11 protein-coding genes are annotated in these 13,413 nt (G+C 64.6%); 9 read left to right on the top strand and 2 right to left on the bottom strand.

The genetic code is table 11. From position 1 onward, the window contains the following. Positions 1–29 precede the first annotated feature (29 nt). Both AC1DV8_RS14715 and AC1DV8_RS14710 read right to left on the bottom strand, forming a co-directional pair. Complete coding sequence (locus tag AC1DV8_RS14715) at positions 30–1,880, bottom strand: DUF5054 domain-containing protein (protein ID WP_477157974.1); 1,851 nt, start codon at positions 1,878–1,880, stop codon at positions 30–32. 11 nt (positions 1,881–1,891) lie between these two features. Further along, positions 1,892–2,929, bottom strand: coding sequence for a LacI family DNA-binding transcriptional regulator (locus AC1DV8_RS14710; protein WP_477151243.1), 1,038 nt, complete (start codon positions 2,927–2,929; stop codon positions 1,892–1,894). 318 nt (positions 2,930–3,247) lie between these two features. Here AC1DV8_RS14710 and AC1DV8_RS14705 point away from each other — a divergent pair, with 318 nt between their 5' ends. The 9 genes from AC1DV8_RS14705 to AC1DV8_RS14665 all read left to right on the top strand — a co-directional run bounded on the left by AC1DV8_RS14705 (position 3,248) and on the right by AC1DV8_RS14665 (position 13,412). Further along, positions 3,248–4,609 (top strand): extracellular solute-binding protein, encoded by a 1,362-nt coding sequence (locus tag AC1DV8_RS14705; protein WP_477157973.1) that lies wholly within the window; start codon positions 3,248–3,250, stop codon positions 4,607–4,609. A 336-nt stretch (positions 4,610–4,945) separates the two neighbouring features. Further along, on the top strand, positions 4,946–5,863 hold the full coding sequence (locus AC1DV8_RS14700) for a carbohydrate ABC transporter permease (RefSeq protein WP_477157972.1): 918 nt from the start codon (positions 4,946–4,948) through the stop codon (positions 5,861–5,863). After that, a complete protein-coding gene (locus AC1DV8_RS14695; protein WP_477157971.1) occupies positions 5,860–6,690 on the top strand; it encodes a carbohydrate ABC transporter permease in 831 nt (276 codons plus the stop codon). The genes AC1DV8_RS14700 and AC1DV8_RS14695 overlap by 4 nt, the downstream gene beginning before the upstream one ends. Beyond that, positions 6,690–7,802: an ABC transporter ATP-binding protein gene (locus AC1DV8_RS14690; RefSeq protein ID WP_477157970.1), complete on the top strand. Its 1,113-nt coding sequence runs from the start codon at positions 6,690–6,692 to the stop codon at positions 7,800–7,802. The genes AC1DV8_RS14695 and AC1DV8_RS14690 overlap by 1 nt, the downstream gene beginning before the upstream one ends. Further along, positions 7,799–9,214, top strand: coding sequence for a CehA/McbA family metallohydrolase (locus AC1DV8_RS14685; RefSeq protein WP_477157969.1), 1,416 nt, complete (start codon positions 7,799–7,801; stop codon positions 9,212–9,214). Before AC1DV8_RS14690 ends, AC1DV8_RS14685 begins: the two co-directional genes overlap by 4 nt. Positions 9,215–9,217: 3 nt before the next feature. Beyond that, a complete protein-coding gene (locus AC1DV8_RS14680; protein WP_477157968.1) occupies positions 9,218–10,069 on the top strand; it encodes a sugar phosphate isomerase/epimerase family protein in 852 nt (283 codons plus the stop codon). Then, positions 10,069–11,151, top strand: a complete 1,083-nt coding sequence (locus AC1DV8_RS14675) for a Gfo/Idh/MocA family protein (RefSeq protein WP_477157967.1) — start codon at positions 10,069–10,071, stop codon at positions 11,149–11,151. The genes AC1DV8_RS14680 and AC1DV8_RS14675 overlap by 1 nt, the downstream gene beginning before the upstream one ends. Before the next feature lie 237 nt (positions 11,152–11,388). After that, positions 11,389–12,540 carry an extracellular solute-binding protein gene (locus AC1DV8_RS14670; protein WP_477157966.1) on the top strand — a complete coding sequence of 384 codons (1,152 nt, stop codon included), beginning with the start codon at positions 11,389–11,391 and terminating at the stop codon, positions 12,538–12,540. Further along, positions 12,537–13,412 carry an ABC transporter permease gene (locus tag AC1DV8_RS14665; protein WP_477151252.1) on the top strand — a complete coding sequence of 292 codons (876 nt, stop codon included), beginning with the start codon at positions 12,537–12,539 and terminating at the stop codon, positions 13,410–13,412. Before AC1DV8_RS14670 ends, AC1DV8_RS14665 begins: the two co-directional genes overlap by 4 nt. The last annotated feature ends 1 nt before the right edge of the window (position 13,413 follow it).

Here is a 13,413-nt window from a genome sequence, read left to right as displayed (position 1 = left end):
TCAGCGGACGTCGCGGGACTGCGCGGAAACTACTTAAGCTCCAGCACGAACCGGGCCGCAAAGCGGTCGGTGCCCCACCACATGGGGAAGTTGGTACCCCACTTGTTGTTGTGGAGGTTGAAGCGCAGACCGGCGGAGAAATCCGGTGGGTTGGGGTTGAAGGGCATGAACACGGTCGCCGCGGGGGCGACAAGCGGGGTGTCGAGAGGGCGGAGTTCGATGCCGGGCGCGCGGACGGCAGCGACGGCCTGCAATTGGCCACCGCCCTTGGGGGCGACATGGCTGGAGTTCAGCCATTGGCCGGTTTTGAGGAACTGCCAGTCGTGCGGGCCTGCGGGCGTGAAGGTGACGAAGCTCGCTTCCGGCATGCGATTGGCGGGCTTGTCGATGAGCTCGACTGAAATCTCGAGATGGCGGTCGTCGAGCGCGCGGAAGCGGTAGACGACGCGGGCTGGCGCGCCGAGTTGGGCGTGGGCGGCCGGGTCGAGTTCGAGCTGGCCGTTGGGGGCGAAGCTCTGCGAGCGGGCGGTGGCGGCGCGGTCGAGGCCGGGCTTGATGTGGTCGAGGATGGCCCACTCGGCGCGGTGCGTCAGGTAGGTGTCCATGTGGGCCGCGATGTCGGCGGCGTCGTAGCTCTCGTAACGGTAGCCGAGGAGGCTGTGGTTCTCGCCGCGCAGTTCGACGCCGGCGGGGGAGCGGATGAGGATGACGTCTCCGGTGGCGGGATCGGTTTCGACGAACCAGCCGCTGCCTTCGATGGACGGATCCTCGGGGGCCTCAGCGAGGGCGCGGTCGGCGGGGTCGAGTTCGGCGACGGCGGCGTCGAGATAGGCGCGTTGCTCGGCCCACGAAGCTTCTGAGTACTGGAAGCGGTGATCAGTCTTGCGGGCGGCTTCGAAGGCCGGGCGGTCCCAGGCCTTGTCGTCGCGCAGGTAGGACTTGATATCGACGCCCCAGGTGTGTTCGGCGACCATGGTGAGGCCGCGGCCGAAGGCGAGGCGGCTGGGGGTGAGCTCGGTCTCGGCGAAGCGATCGTAGAGGCGCTGCAGGTGCAGGAAGCGCTTGATCTTGTCGGGGTCGGTGCCGGCGCCAAAAATCCAGTTGTCGCCGAGTTCGAGGTCGACGACCGGGAATTCCTCGCGGCGGGCCCAGAGGATTTCGCCATAGGCGTCGAGGGTCGAGGCGACGATCTCGGCATCGGGGTAGTGGCGCTGCAGTTCCCGCCAGGCGTCGGCGGTCTGCGGGACGCTCTGCGGGCCCATGTTGTCGTTGGTGTGGGCGAAGCCTAGGCCGGTATCGAACCCTTCCGGGAAGGAGGTTTCGCCGTAGGTCTTCTGGTACATGACGACGACTTCGCTGCCATCGGGGGCGCGCCAGCGGAATACGTCCGGGACGTCGGGCGGCGGCGAGGCTGAGTTGACGCCGAGATGCAGGAATTTGACGCCGGCCTCGGCGAGCAGCGGCACGATGCCGATGGTGTGGCCGGGGACGTCGGTCATCTTCGAGGCAATCGTCTCTTTGCCGAAGCGCTTGTCGAGCTCCTGGCTGTAGCTGAGGCCAGCTCGGAACACCGCCGGGGACATCAGCTCGGAATGGGTGGTGAAGGGCAGCGCGTGCCAGCGGATGAGGCCGCGATCGATGGCGCGCTCGAGGCGCTCCACGCGCTCGGGTGACTGCGAGTTGAGATGGTCCCAGATCAGCCAGGCGCCGGTGGTCCAGATGAATTTCGGGTTCGCCGGATCCTCGGCGAAGAAGTGCTCGCCGGTGTCGATCGCCTGCGGGATGAAGCGGTCGTGATACTGGGCGCGGACTTTCGCCGCGTGGTCGGTGAAGCCGATGTCGAGGTGGGTCTTGAAGACCAGGTGGATCTTTTTGGTCATAACTCTGGCGATCAGCCCACGGTGCCGCGGACGACCAGGCGGGTCGATACGGTTTCGGTGAGCGAGGGTGAGGTGGGGTTCTTGAGGCGGCGGAGGATCAGGCGCAGCAGGGCCTGGGTGCGCTCGGGCAGATCGAGGTGCACGGTGGTGAGGTTGTAGCTTTTCCAGTGCGACTGGTGGATGTCGTCGAAGCCGACGACCTTGACGTCCTGCGGGACACGCAGGCCGAGTTCGTGGCGCAGCGCGTCGATGGCGCCGAACGCACCGACGTCATTAGCGGCGAAGATGGCATCGACCGGCTCGCCGACGCGGAACTGGTTGATCGTCTCACGATAGGCGGTGTCGTAGGTGTAATCGCCCGGGATGCGGATGGGCGGCGGCAGGCCCCGCTCGGCGAGGACCTTGCGGACCATTCGCTCGCGCGAGTGGGTGGCGAGCGAGTTGGTCTTGCCGGCGAGGAAGGCGAACTTCCTGGCGCCGTAGCCCTGCATCAGCGCGACAGCCTGCTCGATGCCCTCGCGCTGCAGCACGTCCAGCCGGTCGAACAGTGGGGCGGCTTCGGCCTCGCCGCCCTCCTCGTCGGGGTAGCCGATGTAGATCGGCACGGCGCGATCGAGCACGCGGGCGAGCGTGGTGGGGCGGACGTTCTCGGCATAGGCGATGACCGAGTCCGGGTTGAAGCCCTTCATGTAGGTGAGCAGTGTTTCGTCGAGCGACAGGTCATCGCGGGTGCGGAACAGCAGGGTCGCAAAACCCTCGGCCTGCAGCGCCGTGGTCATGGCGTCGAGCTCCTGGCTTTCCCACGGCCCGGAAATATCGGGCACGATGATGCCAACGAGGTGCGAGCGGCCGGTGACCATCGAGCGGGCGGCCATGTCCGGGGTGTAGTTCAGCTCCTGCGCCACCTTCAAAATCAGGTCGCGCTTTTCCGGCTTGATCGAGGCGTGCGGGTTGAAGGCACGGCTGACGGCGACGCGGGAAACATTGGCCGTGCGGGCCACCATATCGGCGGTGGCGCGGCTGCGGTTGCGGGTTGCCGGATCGCTCAAAAAGGTCTGCCTTGCTGCCCTAGATTGAAATCGTGTGCAAAACTGTTCTGCCGGTTCGTTTCGGCCGCTGTCAAGCCGATCCAGCGCACGAATAGGCTAAACCAATGATGTTACGGAACAATGACCGACGCCACCGCGAATGGAACAAACATTCTACTGACGCGTCATATCGCTGTCATTCGCAACAGGCATTCTACGGCTTGACGATGAATGAAAGCGTGTTCATTCTGAGATCGTGAGCTGCGGCGGGGAGGATTGACCGTCGCTATCGCCAATTCGGCGCCCGAAAAGCGGCGCCACATGGGAGGAATTTAAGCGATGAGCAATCGTCTGCGCGCCCTGTATTTGGGCCTAGCTACTGCCACTACGATGATCACGCCCGCATTCGCGGTCGACCTAACGGTGATCTGCCGCTGCGTCGTCGGCGGCGTGAACAGCGAGACCGCGACCTGGATCAAGGAAAGCGTGATCCCCGGCTTCACCGCGAAGATGAAGGCCGACGGCAAGGACGTCACCGTGTCGCTGAACGAGTTCGGCGGCAAGGACGAGCAGATGACCCAGCAGCTGGCGCTCGATTTCTCGACCGGCGCGGGCGCTGACGTTGCGGCGTTCGATGGCTTTCTGATCCCCTCGTTCGTCGAAGGCGGGCTGTTGAAGCCGCTCGACGAAGTGGCCGGCGCTGATGTCAACAGCTGGGAAGGCTGGAGCCACATCTCGGAAGGCGCCAAGTCGCTGATGAGCTATGGCGGCAAAGCCTATGGCCTGGCGCTCGGCACCGACGTGCGCGCCATTTTCGTGCGGAAGGAGTTGCTGAAGTCGGCCGGGCTCGACCCGGACACCTTCCAGCCGAAGTCGTGGGCCGAACTGCTCGACGCCGCCCGCGCCATCAAGAAGGCCAACCCCGACTCGTTTCCGCTGCAGCTCAATGCCGGCGTGAACATGGGCGAGGCCACCACTATGCAGGGCTACTACATGGCGATCCTCGGGACGGGCGAAAGCGTCGTCGATGAGAGCGGCAAGTACATCGTTTCAAGCCAGGGCATCCTCGATACTCTCAACCTCTACAAGACCATCTATGTCGACGAGCAGCTGGGCGACCAGCGTGCGCAACTGCTCGGTGACGGCCGCAACCGCACTTTCACCAACTTCCGCGACGGCAAGACCGCACTGCTGGTCGAAGGCGACTGGTTCTTCAACTCGGTGATGGCGCCCGGCGCCGAATTCGGGCTCGAGAACCGCGACGCCGAAGTGACCTGGGCCTCGATGCCGGCGCAGGAGCCGGGCAAGGGCTATCGCGGGCAAGACTATGTGACCGTGTCGGGCGGCACGGGGTTTGTGCTCAACCCCGCGACCAAGAACCCGGCGGAAGCCTGGGCGCTGCTGAGCTACATGAACAGCCAGGAATCGCTCACCGCGTTCCAGGGCTACCGTGAGGCCCGCCGCATTCGCGACGACGTGGCGACGCCGAACAACGTGTACCTGCAGAAGACACAGGAATCGCTGCTGCCGATCACGACGGCCCGGCCGAACGACCCGAACTACAACAAGGTCTCGGCCGAGATCCAGCGCATGACCGAGAGCGTGGTTTCGGGCGAAGCGAGCCCCGAGGACGCAATGGCTGCGTACAAGGCGGCGGTGATCGCAATCGTTGGCGAAGCCAACACGGTCTCGAAGCTCTGAGTTCGGCCGGCCGCCTCCCCGCGGCCCGTCCTCCCACGCCTGGCCCTCCCTGAGCCGGGCGCTCCTTGGGAACGCCTCCCCGGCTTACTGTCTGCGGCCGGGGAGGTCTTTTTCGATTGGGGTTGTCATATTGAGACGGTTGGCTGAGATGCACGGCGAGACGCTGCCGGCGGTGCGGGAAACGCTCCCCCCACCCTGTCCCTCCCCCGCAAGGGGGGAGGAGACCCTCCCGAGCAGTCTTCGTAACCTCATGCTCGGCGCCAGCGTTGGCGTCTCCCTCCCTCTTGTGGGGAGGGGACAGGGGTGGGGGTATCTTTTGCGCTCCGAGTTATCCGCATGAAGAAGCGCAACTTCTCCCTGCTCTCCCACCGCGCTGGCGCAGCATTCCTCGCGCCCGCTGCGGCCCTGGTTGGCGTGTTTGTGCTGCTGCCGTTCTTCTGGGTGATCTTTGTTTCGTTCACCAATCGGACGCTGCTGGGCAAGACCGCGCTCAGTCCCGAGTTCGTCGGCTTGGGGAATTATCTGCAGCTGTTCGACCCGGCGACGTTCTTCACGCGCGGGCAGTTCGGCTTCTCGCTGATCCTCACCACGCAGTTCGTGCTGCTGTCGGCGCTGGTCGGGCAGGCGCTGCTCGGCTTGCTGCTGGCGTGGCTGATGCAGACCATCCCCCGTGCCCTCAAGCGGATCGTCGAGGCCTGCGTGATCGCAGCGTGGATTTTGCCCGAGGTGGTGATCGGCTTCGCGTGGTTCGCGTTCCTCGACTACGACAACGGCACGCTGAACATGATCCTCAGGGGGCTCGGACTGCCGGCGGGGGATTTCCTGCTGCAGCAGCCGTTCTGGGTGATCGTGATCTTCAACACGTGGCGCGGCGCCGCGTTCTCGATGATGCTGTTCAACTCGGCCTTCGCGTCGATCCCGCCGAGCTACTTCCAGGCGGCTGACGTGGCTGGCGCCTCGAGCTGGCAGAAGTTCCGCGATATCGGGCTGCCGCTGATCCGCGGGCACGTCGTGACCGACCTGATCCTCATCACCATGTGGACGTTCAACGTGTTCACGCCGTTCATCCTGACCAATGGCGGGCCGAGCTACCGGACGGAGCTGCTGTCGATCTACAACTATCGCATCGCCTTCCGGGAGTTCGACTTCGGCAAGGGCGCGGCCGTGGGCGTGATCATCATGCTGATCAACCTGGTGTTCGCGCTGATCTACCTGTCGTTCGGGCGCAAGAAAGCCAAGGCGGTGCAGGAATGAGGCTCAGCTTCCCGCAACTGCTGGCCCGGATCGGCTTTTCGGCGCTCGCCGCGATCATCGGCATCCTGTTCGCGCTGCCATTGATCTGGTTCATCTTCGCGCCGTTCAACGCACGGGCAGAGCTGGGCATCGCGGTGCCCGATCCGTGGACGTTGCAGAACTTCCTGACCGTGTTCGGCAATGGCTTTGCCATGCGCGGGCTGCTGAACAGCCTGATCCAGAGCGTCGGCGGAGTGATCCTCGTCGCGGCTGCGGCGACGCTGGCGGCCTATGCGCTCAGCCGTTCGTCGGTGCCGGGCAAGGGCGTCGTCACCTATGTGCTGCTGCTGTTTTCGTCAGTGGTGTCGGGGACCGCGGCGATGGTGCCGATCTTCCTCATCATCTCGTCGGTCGGGCTGATGGACACGCATATCGCGGTGATCCTGGTGTTCGCCGGCGGGCTGCTGCCCACTGCGATGTTCATCCTCCGCGATTTCATCGATGGGATCCCGAAGACCTACGAGGAGAGCGCGATGGTGGCGGGTGCGTCGCCGGTGCAGGCGTTCTTCGACGTGGCACTGCCGGTGATCCGGCCGGGCATCGTGGTCGTCGTGGTGTGGGCGTTCGTCAACATCTGGGGCTCGTTCCTGATCCCCTTCATCCTGCTCCGCTCGGACGACCTGATGCCGTCCTCGGTCGCGATCTACTCGTTTTACTCCGAGGCGGGGACGCCGATCGTGACGCTGCTCGCGGCGTACTCGCTGATCTACTCCCTGCCCGTCGTCGCCCTCTATCTCTTCGTCAGCTGGAAGTTCGGCTTCCGCTTTTTCGGTGGAATCAAAGCGTAATGGCCTCGGTCGAATTCCAGAACGTCACCAAGAGTTTCGGCACGTTCAGTGCCGTCTCGGACATCAGCTTCAAGGTCGCAGATGGCGAGTTCATCTGCCTGCTCGGCCCATCGGGCTGCGGCAAGACCACCAGCCTCAGGATGATCGCCGGGCTGGAGACCCCGAGCTCGGGCAAGATCATGATCGGGCCGGATGATGTGACGCACCTGCACCCGAAGGATCGGCAGATCTCTATGGTGTTCCAGGACTATGCGCTCTACCCGCACATGAACCTCGCCGACAACATCGCCTACCCGCTGAAGGTGCGCGGCGAGAGCGTCGAGAAGCGGCACAAGCGGGCCAAGGAAGTGGCCGATGTGCTGAAGATCGGCGACCTTTTGCAACGGCTGCCGAGCCAGATTTCGGGCGGGCAGCAGCAGCGCACCTCGCTGGCGCGGGCGCTGGTTTACCCGAGCCGGGTGTATCTGTTCGACGAGCCGCTCTCGAACCTCGATGCCAAGCTGCGGCTGGAGGCGCGCGGTTTCCTCAACCACCTGCAGCGCGACATGGGGATGACGGCGGTCTACGTGACGCACGACCAGGCGGAGGCTATGGCGCTGGCGACGCGGATCGCGGTGATGGATCGCGGGCGGATCGTGCAGTTCGCGCCGCCGATCGAGATCTATCGTCGGCCGGCGACGACGTTCGTGGCGAACTTCGTGGGCAACCCGCCGATGAACATGATCCCGGTCGACGGGACGATCGAGGGCGAGGTGCTGACGCTGCGCGCGCATGGCGTGCTGGTGCGGGATGTGCCGCTATCGTCCGGGATCAAGGCGGCGCTGGGCAAGGGCGCGGGCGTGACGCTGGGCGTACGGCCCGAGCATCTGAGCATGGGCACGATCAATGATGTGAACATGGTCAGCGGCAAGCTGTTCGCGAACGAAAACATGGGGCCGGAAAAGCTGGTGACGTTCGAGCGCCAGGATGGCGGGCGGGTGACGGCGCGGATTTTCACCGACGATGTGGTGGAAACGACGGAGAACGTGGCGTTCACGTTCGATGGAGCGCACGCGACGTTGTTCGATGCGGAGGGGAAGCGGATCGCGGCGGATGGGGAGAAGCCGCTGTGACACAGTTGGTCCGGGTTTCGATCACCCAGGCCGATCAGGCGCGGGACCCGTATTTCTACATTCCGGTGAGCGTGCCGGAGGGGACGACGCGGATCGACGTGACGCTGGCTTACCCCAAGGCGGATGACTGCGTGATCGACCTCGGGATGTTCGATCCGCGGATGACGCCCTACCCGTCGGAGGAGGGTTTTCGAGGCTGGTCGGGCGGGTTTCGGGACCGGTTCTTCGTTGCCACCGACAATGCGACGCCGGGCTACATTCACGGGCCGATCCAGGCGGGTGAGTGGAACGTTATCCTTGGGCTGTACAAGGTGCCGGCCGATGGCGCCGAGGTGACGGTGACTGTGACGCTCGACAGCGCCGAGCGGCCGACCAATCCGCAGCCGGAGCGGACGTTTCCGGTGCGGACGGGGGCTGGGTGGTACAAAGGCGATCTGCACTGCCACACGTTCCATTCGGACGCGGCGGGATCGCCGGAGACGCTGCACCGGGCGGCAGTGCAGGCGGGGCTCGATTTTCTCGCGATCGCCGACCACAACACGATTTCGCAGCGGCGGTATTTCCATCCGGCGTCGTCGCCGGACCTGGTGTTCGTGCGCGGCATGGAGGTGACCACCGCGGTTGGCCACGCCAATGTCTATGGGGCGGACGAGTGGATCGACTTCCGCATGACCAAGCCGTCGGACGCGCATGTGCTGGCGGAGATGGTGCACCGGAAGGGCGGGCTGCTGTCGATCAACCACGACAAGCCGACCATCCCCTGGGACTACGAGTTCCCGGCCGCCGACTGCCAGGAGGTCTGGCAATCGACCTGGATGGCGTGGAACTGGGTGTCGCTGGCGCGCTGGCAGGAACGGCTGGCGGCTGGGCTTCGCATCTCGGCGATCGGCGGCAGCGACTATCACCAACCGGCCAAGCTGCAGCCGGAGGGCCCGCTCGTGTTGGCGCGGCCGACCACGGTGCTGTGGCTGCCGGAGCTGAGCGAGGACGCAGTGCTCGCGGCGATGAAGGCTGGGCGCGGCTATGTCACGGAAGGGCCGAAGGGGCCGCATCTAGAGATTAGCGTCAATGGCGCGCCGATGGGTTCGTCGGTGACGGCGCCGCTGCATTGCGAAGCGCTGGTGCGAGGCGCGCGGGGCGATGTGCTGGCGTGGATCGATGCGCGCGGGACGATCACCGAGCAGGAGATCACCAGCGGCGAATGGCGGGGCGAACTGGCGCTGCTGGATGGCGCAGAGAGGTTCGTGCGGGCCGAGATCATCGCGAAAGCGAGCCGGTCTTGGCTGGTCGAAGAGTTCACCAAGGCGGCGAGTGAACGCGGCGAATTGCCGTGGCAGCTCAAGGGGTCACACCTCACGGACGAGCCGATCCGGCGCGCCATTTCCAGCCCAATCTACATCGATCAGGACTAGCTCATGTTTATCGGCAATGCCCCGTGCTCCTGGGGCATCAACTATCCCACCGGCAACGCCTACACGTGGCAGGAGTATCTCGACCAGGTGGCGGCGTCGGGCTATCGCGGCACGGAACTGGGGCCGTTCGGGTTCCTGCCCAAGGACAAGGCGGTGCTCGGGCCGGAGCTCGAAAAGCGCGGGCTGACGCTGATCGGGGCGACGCATGTTCACACGTTCGGCGACCGGGCCTCGGCGCCAGTGCTGATGGCGACGCTGCGGGAACTGGCGCCTCTGCTGAAGGATCTTGGCGCCAGGCACCTCGTCATCATGGACGAGAGCAACTGGTACCCCGAGGGCCAGGAAGGTGTGCTGGATCGCGACGGCTGGAACGGGCTCGTCGCCACGGTGCGCGAGGCGCAGGCGGTGATCGAGGGTGAGTTCGGGCTGAAGGCGAGTTTTCATCCGCATATCGGGACGGCGGTGGAGTTCGAGCGACAGATCGACCGGTTGCTCGAGGAGACGGAAATCGACCTCTGCTTCGACACCGGGCACCACGCTTTCTGGAGCCAAGACCCACTCGCCTACATGGAGAAGGTGTGGGGGCGGATCGCTTACATGCACCTGAAGAATGTCGACGCGGTCGTGCGGCAGCGCGTGCTGGACGGCCAGCTTTCGGTGGCGGCGTCGTATGGCGCGGGGGTGATGGCTCCCCTGCCCGATGGCGCGGTCGATATCCAGGCGGTGATGCAGTTCCTCGATGCCAAGGGCTTTGATGGCCCGATCGTGGTCGAGCAGGATATCGCCGAGAACGCTGCGGAGACGCCGCTGCAGCTGGCAAAGCGGAACTATGTGTACATGCAGGCGATCGCGTGATGGTGGACAGGATCAAGGTTGGGCTGATCGGGCTCGGTGAAGTCGCGCAGTTGATGCACCTGCCGCTGCTGGCGGACGATCAGCGTTTCGAGATCGCGGCGGTCACGGATGTGTCGCCGAGCCTCGTGGCGCATGTGGCGGAGCGGTATGGGGTGAAGACGCGACATGCGACGGCGGAGGCGTTGATCGCCGATCCCGGGCTGGATGCGGTGTTCATCCTGACGCCTGATTTCCTCCATGCGCCGTTGCTCGAGCAATCGATCCGGGCGGGCAAGCACGTGTTCATCGAGAAGCCGGCGGCGTTGACGGCGGCGGAGCTGCGGCCGCTGCTGGAGCTGGAGGCTCGGAACACCAAGACGGTGTTCGTCGGCTACATGCGGCGGTTTGCGCCGGCGTTCACAGCGCTGAAGGAACGGCTGCCGCCGCGCGAGGAAATCCGGCACGTGCGGATACGCGACCTGATCCGCGAGAGCCAGTTCTTCGTCGATCAGTCCCGCAACATCTTCCGGCCCGATGACGTGCCGGCGGACGTCATCGCGGACGGGCGGACGAAGACGCAGGCGCTGCTGAAATCGGTGATGGGTGAGGCGGCGCCAGACCAGTTGCGGGCGTATCAGGTGCTGACCGGGCTTTCCTCACATAGCTTTTCGGCGATGCGCGAGTTGTTCGGCGCGCCGAAATCGGTCGCGGCGGCGCGCCAGCACCGGGGCGAGAACGTGCTGGTGATGTTCGACTACGGGACGTTCACGGCGCTCTATGAGGCGGTGATCCACGACGTGGCGCGGTTCGATGCGGGGATCGAAGTGCTGACCATGAACCAGCACTTCAAAATCAACTACGACACGCCGTATGTGCGGAACCTCCCTACTCGGTTGGAGATCACCACGTCGGATCTGCACTCGACTGGGACCGAGATCATCGGGCCATTCTATGAGGATGCTTTCCGGGTCGAGCTCGGCGCCTTCCATCACTCTGTCACGACCGGCGAAAAGCCGAAGACATTGCTGACAGACTCGCTTGCCGACCTCGAATTGTTCGCGGAAGTCGGCCGCCATTTCTTGCTGCAGGAACGATCCCAATAGGGGCCACAAGCCCCGGAAATCGGACCGATATCGATGTCATCTGAGTGTCACCGGAGTAGGCTTTAAGCGGGGCAGAAAGCCTCGCGGAATAAAACGGACGCGACGCTGTCACAATGGAATTTCCATTCCATTTTTTGCTTGCCAGCGGGCCCGCCGAGATTAGTCTGGGCTCCTACGGTCGGCGTCAGATTGACCTGCCGCGGGGATAATCCCGCAGGCGAACCCAGGGAGAAAACGATGAAACGTCGTGCGTTTATGCTTTCGGTCGGCGGTGCTGCCGCCGGCATGGTGTTGCTGCCGCGTATGGCCTTCGCCGAAGCGGGCCGGATCGACTGGTACACTTCGTCGGACCAGAACATCCTCGACTTCTGGACCAACATCGTGAAGCCGAAGTTCGAGGCCGCCAATCCGGGCGTCACCCTGAACCTGGTGGACGCCGGCGACGCTGCCGGGCAGACCGCGATCGGCGAGCGCGCGCTGGCCGCGATGCAGACCAAGACCGACCCGCAGGCCGACTATTTCGAATCCGCCGACTGGCGGCTGCCGGCCGGTGCGGCAGATGCCGGGCTTTATGTGAACATCAAGGAAGCCGGGCTCTCCAACTATTCGAAGATCAACCCGCTGGCTTTCGACGGCGACTTCTCGGTGCCGTATCGCGGGTCGCAGGTGCTGCTCGCCTATGACACCACCAAGCTCGACCCGGCAAATGCGCCTAAGACCTTTGCCGACCTCGTCACCTGGATCAAGGCGAACCCGGGCCAGTTCATCTACAACCGGCCGGACAAGGGCGGTTCGGGCGGCAACTTCGTGCGCCGCGCGATCCTCGAGGCCAACGGCAAAGACCTCGGCAAGTTCAAGATCGACAACTACACGCAGGAAGCCGGCGACGCCGCGCTGAACCCGGCCTGGGACATCCTCAAGGACCTCTCCGGTTCGCTGTTCGACAACGGCGCCTACACCTCGGGCAACACCCAGTCGATCCAGTTGCTCGGCCAGTCGGCGGTCACCATGATCCCGGCCTGGTCGGACCAGGCGATCCAGGCGATCAACACCGGCGTGCTGCCGGAGACCACCGGCCTCGTTCAGTTGCAGGATCTGGCGCTGCCGGGTGGCTTCTCGCGATCGGTCGTGCTCTCGAACGGCGTCAACAAGGATGCGGCGCTAAAGCTCGCCGACTTCATCCTCACCGAGGAAGTGCAGTCGGCCGTGCTGAGCGAGCTCGGCGGCTTCCCGGGCGTGGCGTGGGACTATGTCAGCCAGGACCTGCGCGAGAAGTACAAGGACGTGATCCCGACCACTATCCCGGCCTTCCCGGGCGGTGACTGGGAGAAGGCGATCAACGACGGCTGGTACCGCAACGTAGCACCGAACGTGGACCGCAGCGCGTGACGATCACGCCGGCGAGCGACATCGTCGGAACGAAAAAGAGCGGGAGGCCGGTTGGCCTCCTGCTCGTAGCTGTTCCGGTCTTGCTGGTGTGCTGGATGGTGATCTGGCCGATCATCTCGGCGATCACCCGCACCGTGTGGCTGCCCAATGAAGGCAGCGGGCGGAGCTTCTCGCTCGACACCTACAAGTTCTTCTTTTCCGATCAGTACAGCCTGAACAACCTGAATGTGACGCTGTGGACGACAACGGTCACGGCGCTGCTGCTGCTGCTCGTCTGCCTGCCCATCGCGCTGTACCTGCGCTTTGCCAAAGGGCGGCTTGCCGCCTATGTGCAGGGGCTGGCGATCTTTCCGATGTTCGTGCCGTCGATCATCCTGAGCTACGCGATCATCCGTGTGCTGGGGCCGAACGGCACGGTGGACCTGCTGTTCAATGCCGTCGGGCTGCCGCATATCCGCTCGCCCTACCTCACCCCCTGGGGGCCCGTGATCGGGCTGGTGTGGGACAATATTCCACTGACCGTGCTGATCCTGCTCTCGGGACTGGGGAACGTTTCCAACCAGTCGATCGAGGCGGCGCGGGATGTCGGCGCGGGGCGGCTTGCGCTGCTGTGGCACATCATCCTGCCGCGCATTTCCAATTCCATTCTCGTGGCGGTCAGCTTCACCGTTCTCGGGATTTTTTCAGCCTTCACCCTGCCTTACGTGCTGGGACCGGCGGCGCCGGAGATGATGGGGCCGTTCATGCAGCGGACGTTCCGCGACCTGAACGATCCGACCAACGCCATCACGCAGGCGGTGATCGCCTTCTGCTTCTGCCTCGTGTTCGGGCTGTTCTACGTCCGCTCCGTCGCCAAGAACCGGGCACCCTGAG

Source organism: Devosia sp. P3_B2 (genome assembly GCF_056402875.1).
This window is presented reverse-complemented; position numbering and strand designations above follow the sequence as displayed.

Coding starts and splice junctions, on each gene's coding strand:
- AC1DV8_RS14715 (WP_477157974.1), bottom strand. CDS start 1,880: ATGACCAAAAAGATCCACCTGGTCTTCAAGACCCACCTCGACATCGGC.
- AC1DV8_RS14695 (WP_477157971.1), top strand. CDS start 5,860: ATGAGGCTCAGCTTCCCGCAACTGCTGGCCCGGATCGGCTTTTCGGCG.
- AC1DV8_RS14700 (WP_477157972.1), top strand. CDS start 4,946: ATGAAGAAGCGCAACTTCTCCCTGCTCTCCCACCGCGCTGGCGCAGCA.
- AC1DV8_RS14680 (WP_477157968.1), top strand. CDS start 9,218: ATGTTTATCGGCAATGCCCCGTGCTCCTGGGGCATCAACTATCCCACC.
- AC1DV8_RS14690 (WP_477157970.1), top strand. CDS start 6,690: ATGGCCTCGGTCGAATTCCAGAACGTCACCAAGAGTTTCGGCACGTTC.
- AC1DV8_RS14675 (WP_477157967.1), top strand. CDS start 10,069: ATGGTGGACAGGATCAAGGTTGGGCTGATCGGGCTCGGTGAAGTCGCG.
- AC1DV8_RS14670 (WP_477157966.1), top strand. CDS start 11,389: ATGAAACGTCGTGCGTTTATGCTTTCGGTCGGCGGTGCTGCCGCCGGC.
- AC1DV8_RS14705 (WP_477157973.1), top strand. CDS start 3,248: ATGAGCAATCGTCTGCGCGCCCTGTATTTGGGCCTAGCTACTGCCACT.